We start from the raw sequence: 5299 nt of genomic DNA, 5'->3' as shown, positions 1-5299 counted from the left end.
CTGCATGCCGGCGGCATAGTCGCCGCCCTTGCCACCCCAGGCCAGGTCAGCCATCTGCAGGGCCAGCGGGCCTTGCGTGGTGCTCACGTCGGGCAGCGCCAGGCGGCCCTTCTTCTCGGGGCTCCACAGGTCTTTCCAGGATTGCGGGGCGCGCGTCTTGTCGCTGCGGTAGACCAGGCCGACCGAATAGATGGTGTAGCCGACGGCGTAATTGCCGCCGATGGGATTGCGGGCGAAGGGATAGATCTGGCTGTAATTCTTCAGCCTGGCATAGTCCAGCGGCTGCACCAGGCCCTTGCGTGCCGCTTCGAGCATGCCGAAGTCCGACAGCAGCACCAGGTCCACCACCGGATTGTTGCGGCGGGCGTCGAGCTTGGCGATGCGGTCGGCATTGTTGCCGGTTTCCACCACGATTTCGCAGCCGCATTTTTCCTTGAAGGGCGCATAGACCAGCTTGTTGAACAGCGGCTGGGAAATCGGATACGCCGACAGCACCAGCGTGCGCTTTTCCGCGTGGGCCGGGGCCGCCAGCAGGGACAGGCCGATGCCGGTCATGGCCAGGGCGGCGAGGGGACGAGAGCAACGAGCGGGCTTGAACATGGCGATCCTTGATACCGGTAAAAAGACTGCATATTGTAGGCCCGGCCAGCGCGGGAGCCACTGGCCAGGCCGGGGGAGAGCAGATGAAACTTAGAACACGTGACGCATGCCCAGCATCAGCACGGCCTGCTTCTTGTCGCTGGACGAGGGGAAACCGAAGATGGTGGCCTTGGTCGCATCACCGGCTGCCAGCTGGTAGCTGTAGGTGATGGCCACGTCGGTGCGCTTGGACAGGAAGTAATCCGCCTGCAGGTTGATCTGGTGCCACTTCGGGTTCTTGTTGATGGTGTCGTACTTGCCGGTGGTATAGAAGTAGGACGCGCCCAGGTTCAGGGCCGGCGTGTAGTGGTGCACCAGGTTGATGTCGAAGTTCTGCAGCGTCAGCTTGGTGTTGTCCAGGTATTCGTACTTGACGTTGCTGTACATGGCACCGAAGTCGGTCTTGCCAACGGTATAGAAACCGCCGGTCCCGGCGATGCGCTGGCGGCGTACGCCGGCCGAGCTGTTGACCGCGCTCTTGTTGAAGATCAGCAGCGAGCTGGCGTAATCGTTGCCCATGGCGCCATCGGGGCTCTTGGTGCTGTTGGGCTGGTCCATCTGGGTGAAGGCCACGGCCCAGCGGAAGTTGCCGCCCTTGTAGCCGGAGCCGATGCTCATGACGCGGTTGACCGATGCATCACCGGCGGCTTCGCCAAATCCATACAAGGCGGTGACGTTGAAATCGTTGAACATCGGGCTGACATACTTGACCGAGTTCTGCACGCGCAGGTTGTTGTAGCCGTTGTCGTTGTCGCCGATGTGCACGCCGTTGCTGGCGATGACCACCGGGCCCAGGTAGTCCTTGACCGCTTCGTACTGGCGGCCCAGGGTCACGGTACCCATGCTGTTGGAGGCCAGGCCGACCCAGGACTGGCGGCCGAACAGGCGGCCGCTCTGCGAGGCCGCGCCGGTCATCATGTTGAAGCCGTTTTCCAGCGTGAAGATGGCGCGGGTGCCGCCGCCCAGGTCTTCCTGGCCGCGGAAGCCGATGCGCGGATTCTGGTTGGTGCCCGAGAGCGCCTCGAAGTTGTGCGGACCGCCCTGATTGGTGAGATAACCCACGCCGCCCGAGATGAGACCGTAGATCTCGACCTTGCTCTGCGCCTGTGCCTGTGCGCCTGCCAGCGCTGCCGGAATGGCCAGCGCGCCTATCATCCAGTGTTTTTTCATGCCTGCCCCTGTGGTATTGAAGATGGCCTTGCGACCGTTCATTGTTGGAATGTGCTGCGAACGGTGTGGAGGATAGGACAAGACGTTAAATAATATAATTTGTTTATATTTATAATTTCATAAATTCAATTTATAACGATGCCGCGTTTCCCGTCAGCTGATTCTGCATGGACTGGGGGATTGCCAACTTGTTTTGCGGGCTTGCCATGATCAAACTGAATCAGAAAGTCACCCTGCGCCATCTGCAGGCGCTGGTCACCCTGGCCGACACCAACAGCTTCAGCCGCGCTGCGGATGCCCTGGCGGTGACCCAGCCGGCGCTGTCGGCTTCCATCAAGCAGCTCGAGAACCAGCTTGGCACGCGGCTTTTCGACCGCACCACGCATCAGATCAGCCTGACCGCGCAGGGCAGCGTGGTGCTGGAATACGCCCGCCATCTGCTCAATACGGCCAGCAACATCTTCGACGACATCGAGCACGCCATCGGCACCGGACGCCATCGCATCCGGGTCGGGGCGATTCCCTCGGCGGTGACGCTGACGGCGGCGGTGATCGCGCGCTACAACCAGGCGCATGACGAACATGTGGAAATTCTGCTACAGGACATGCCCAACGATGCCCTGCTGGACGCGCTGCATTCGGGCAAGCTGGATTTCTGCGTGGGCATCAAGCCGCCCGATTCGCTGTCCTCGCAGACGCTGGAGACGGTGACCCTGTTCGAAGATGAGCTGGTGCTGATCGTCTCGCGCCGCCATCCGCTGTCGGGGGCCAAGGAGGTGCAGTGGCGGCAGATGGCGGGGGAAGAGATCGTGCTGTTCACCCAGGGCAGCGTATGGGAATTTGCTTCCGCAGCGCTGATGCAGCACGGGCTGGCATCCTCGCGGCGCTATCAGGTCGTGCACAGCGAATCACTCTACGGCGTGGTGCGCTCGGGCATTGCCATCGGCATCATGCCCAGCCTCTACACCACGTATCTGCGCGATGACAGCCTGCACGTGGCCCCGCTGCGGCAGCCGACCCTGAAACGCAAGATCGTTCTCATGCGGCGTAATGAAGTCAGCCGCAGCCACTGGACCGATCACTGCTTCCGCGAGTTGCGCAGCGATCTGAAGCAGGCCAATCACTGGTTCTGAGCATTACGGGGTGGCGTTGTTCATGACGGGAATCCAGGTCGGTTCCAGTAGTTGCGCCAGCTCGCCGCGATTGCAGTCTCCGGGAACCATCAGCACCTTCTGATGCAGTTGCAAAGCGGTGCCGTCGGCCAGCGCGGTGTAGGCGGTGCCATGGAAATGGCTGGCCCAGTGGCGATAGCCGATGGCGGCAAAGCGAGTGCCGCCACGCAGCTTGGCCAGTTGTCTTGCCACGCAGGGTGGCAACTGGTCGGCCGGCGTGTCCGGATCGATGAAGCCTTCCACCACACCGGGCGTGTTGCTGGCTCGGTGGGCCGGAGGTGATGGCGTCCACGCACAGGCCGTCAGGGCCAGCGCGCTCAGCAGCAAGAGCAAAGAGGTCGGGGGCAGTTTCATGATCGGGTCTTCGGATGACGGAGAGCGGCGGCATGCGGGCCGCGCCCTCCGTGACATTGTGGTGGTGTGCGCGGTTACAGGTCCTGATGCCACCAGCCGCCGCCCAGTGCCTGGAACAGCGCCACGGTATCGGCCAGGCGCGCGGCTTGCGCCTGCAGCCGCGACTGGCTGGCCGTCAGCAGGTTCTGCTGTGCCAGCAGGACCTGCGGATAGCCCGCGATGCCGGCCTTCCATTGCGCCTGCGCGGCATCGAAGCTGCGCTGGGCCGCGCTCTCGGCGCGTGTGGCAGCTGCCAGCCCGTCGGCATCGGCAGCAATGGCATGCAAGGTGTCGGCCACGTTCTGGAACGCGCCCAGCACCACACTGCGGTACTGCGCGCCGGCCTGATCCAGCCCGGCCTCGGCCGCGCGCTGCTGATGCTGCAGACTGCCGCCATGGAAGAGGGGCGTGGCCAGGTCCAGCCCCAAGGTCCAGAAGCCGGGCCCCGAGGTGAACAGTTTGGAGAACTCCTGCGCCGAGCTGCCGATGGTGCCGGTGATGTTGAAGCTGGGCAGCCGGTTGGCGATGGCCACGCCGACCTGGGCCGAGGCTGCCTGCAGTTGCGCCTGCGCGGCGCGCACGTCGGGGCGTTGCTGGACCAGCGTGGACGGCAGGCTCAGCGGCAGTTCGGCTGGCAAAGTCAGGGCCGACAGCGGCAGTTGCGGGCTGCCGCCTTCCCCGGGGAAGTGTCCCGCCAGCACGGCGATCTGGTCGCGCTGCTGGGCCAGCTGCTTGCGCAGGGCCGGCAAGGCCGCCTGGGCCTGCGCCAGCAGGCTTTCCTGGGCCGCCACGTCAGCCAGCCCCAGCGCCCCCAGCGCGCGTTGCTGGCGCACCAGATCCAGCTGCCTGGCGGCCAGAGCGGCAGCCTGTTCAGCAGCCTGCAACTGCTCGCGCAGTGCCGCTTCATTGACCACGGCCAGCACCACGTTGGACACCAGCGTCAGGTAGGTGGCATTGCGCTGGAAGCGCTGCACCTCGGCCTGCGCCCGGCCCGCCTCGATCTGGCGGCGTGTTCCGCCGAAGATGTCCGGGGCATAGGCGATATTGAGCTGGGCGGTGTGCAGGTTGTAGATGTAGCTGTTGTCGGCCAGCGGACTGGCCAGGGTATCGGCGACCTTCTGGCGCGTGGGCATGAAATGCAGGTCCACGCTGGGCCAGAGCCCGCCGCCCTGGGCCGCGGCGGACTCGCGCGCCGCGCGCAGGGCGGCCTGCGCCGCTTCCAGGTCGGCATTGTGGGCCAGGGCCTGGTCGACCAGCGCATCCAGCGCCGGCGAGCCAAAGACCTTCCACCACTGCGCCGGCACATCCTGCCCGGCCACGAAATGCTGGCCATCGAGAGACGCTGTGGCTTCCACCTTCTCGGCGGTGTAGCTGCTGACCGTCGGGGCAGCGGGTTGTTTGAAGTCAGGACCGACGGCGCAGCCGCCGAGGGTCAGCGCGAGCGCGGTGCTGCAGGCCAGGCAGGGCCAGCGCAGCAGGCGGGGAGTGACAGGAGTCAGGAACATGGTGAAGTCATCCTCATCGGGCGTTGGCAGGGTCATCGGAAGGCGCTGGCGCAGGCCGCGCCAGCTTCGATTCGACCAGGTAGTACAAGGCGGGCAGCAAGACCAGGGTCAGCAGGGTGGCGCTCATCAGGCCGCCCACCACTACCGTGGCCAGCGGCCGCTGCACGTCGCTGCCCAGTCCGTGGGCAATGGCGGCCGGGACCAGGCCGAGCGCGGCGACAGTCGCGGTCATGAGCACTGGCCGCATGCGTTCGAGCGCAGCGCTGATGACGGCTTCGCGCAACGGCAGGCCGGACCGGGCAACCCAGCGATTCAGGTTCGACATCATGATGATGGCGTTGAGCACGGCCACCCCGAACAGGGCAATGAAGCCCACCGCCGAGGACACGTTGAGCGTCATGCCGCGCAGATGCAGTGCCA

Annotated in this window: 6 protein-coding genes; 1 reads left to right on the top strand and 5 read right to left on the bottom strand. The window is 64.9% G+C overall.

Annotated elements, in window-relative coordinates; genetic code table 11:
• A partial coding sequence (locus B3873_RS11635; protein ID WP_286866164.1) for an extracellular solute-binding protein occupies nt 1-600 on the bottom strand: 600 nt, incomplete at its 3' end.
• A 90-nt stretch (nt 601-690) separates the two neighbouring features.
• Complete coding sequence (locus B3873_RS11630; protein ID WP_051156369.1) at nt 691-1809, bottom strand: porin; 1119 nt, start codon at nt 1807-1809, stop codon at nt 691-693.
• Nucleotides 1810-2015: 206 nt separating this feature from the next.
• Here B3873_RS11630 and B3873_RS11625 point away from each other — a divergent pair, with 206 nt between their 5' ends.
• Nucleotides 2016-2942, top strand: a complete 927-nt coding sequence (locus B3873_RS11625; RefSeq protein WP_034330341.1) for a LysR family transcriptional regulator — start codon at nt 2016-2018, stop codon at nt 2940-2942.
• Nucleotides 2943-2945: 3 nt separating this feature from the next.
• Here the strand turns inward: B3873_RS11625 and B3873_RS11620 are convergent, their stop codons facing one another.
• From B3873_RS11620 to B3873_RS11610, 3 genes are all read right to left on the bottom strand, one after another.
• The gene (locus B3873_RS11620; RefSeq protein WP_286866161.1) at nt 2946-3335 is read right to left on the bottom strand and encodes a hypothetical protein; all 390 of its coding nucleotides are present in this window, start codon (nt 3333-3335) and stop codon (nt 2946-2948) included.
• A 74-nt stretch (nt 3336-3409) separates the two neighbouring features.
• Entirely contained in the window at nt 3410-4879 is a 1470-nt protein-coding gene (locus B3873_RS11615; RefSeq protein ID WP_276840986.1) for an efflux transporter outer membrane subunit, read from the bottom strand.
• Nucleotides 4880-4892: 13 nt separating this feature from the next.
• Nucleotides 4893-5299 (bottom strand): efflux RND transporter permease subunit (locus B3873_RS11610; RefSeq protein ID WP_286866158.1); only part of this gene is annotated, 407 nt, incomplete at its 5' end.

The organism is Herbaspirillum sp. UBA812, assembly GCF_002296545.1.
Classification (GTDB): Bacteria; Pseudomonadota; Gammaproteobacteria; order Burkholderiales; family Burkholderiaceae_D; genus Herbaspirillum; species Herbaspirillum huttiense.
Note: the sequence above shows the minus strand (reverse complement) of the source record. Positions and strands in the feature narration are given on the sequence as shown.

Coding starts and splice junctions, on each gene's coding strand:
- B3873_RS11630 (WP_051156369.1), bottom strand. CDS start 1,809: ATGAAAAAACACTGGATGATAGGCGCGCTGGCCATTCCGGCAGCGCTG.
- B3873_RS11625 (WP_034330341.1), top strand. CDS start 2,016: ATGATCAAACTGAATCAGAAAGTCACCCTGCGCCATCTGCAGGCGCTG.
- B3873_RS11620 (WP_286866161.1), bottom strand. CDS start 3,335: ATGAAACTGCCCCCGACCTCTTTGCTCTTGCTGCTGAGCGCGCTGGCC.
- B3873_RS11615 (WP_276840986.1), bottom strand. CDS start 4,879: ATGTTCCTGACTCCTGTCACTCCCCGCCTGCTGCGCTGGCCCTGCCTG.